The sequence below is a fragment of the Staphylococcus sp. GW823-FHT05F06 genome (assembly GCF_058795495.1).
Window position 1 is genome coordinate 1 of sequence record NZ_JBXAHW010000045.1, and the last position, 532, is coordinate 532.

At 29.5% G+C, this 532-nt stretch carries 1 protein-coding gene and 1 pseudogene; both read left to right on the forward strand.

What is annotated here, in order from left to right:
* Window positions 1-187, forward strand: a 187-nt coding sequence (locus AC1Q7N_RS11725) for a transposase (protein ID WP_162151526.1), incomplete at its 5' end; no start/stop codon positions are given.
* A gap of 75 nt (window positions 188-262) precedes the next feature.
* Window positions 263-532: pseudogene (locus AC1Q7N_RS11730) on the forward strand (transposase); the annotation flags it as partial.

The window sequence follows — 532 nt, forward strand, 5'->3', positions numbered from 1 at the left end:
TCTACCAATGGAAACTTCAGTTCTTATCCCCACAAATGATATTTCACGACATGTAAATGATATTGTAGAAACAATTCTAGAGACTGAATTCAGACATCATCGTGATGCAATATCATACCATCCAAAAATAATGTTAAAAGTAGTTTTATATGCCTATACCCAATCTGTGTTTTCAGGACGTAGATAGAAAAAATACTTAATGATAATATTCGAATGATGTGTCTATCATAAAATCAAAAGCCTTCTTATATAACAATTAATCGATTCAAAAGCAAATAAAAAAATAATGAAAAATTATAATTGGGAATATTTTAAAGTCCAAATTATTAAAAAGTTTTCAGAACCAAAAACAAAAAGCATCTACAGTCAAGAAAAATTGATGTGGAGCCTGTTTTTGGATTTATGAAGGCTATTTTGGGTTTTACTCGAATGTCCGTTCGAGGGATAAATAAAGTCAAAAGAGAACTAGGATTTGTGCTAATGGCACTTAATATAAGAAAAGTAACAGCTCAACGAGCTGAAAATAATCAAA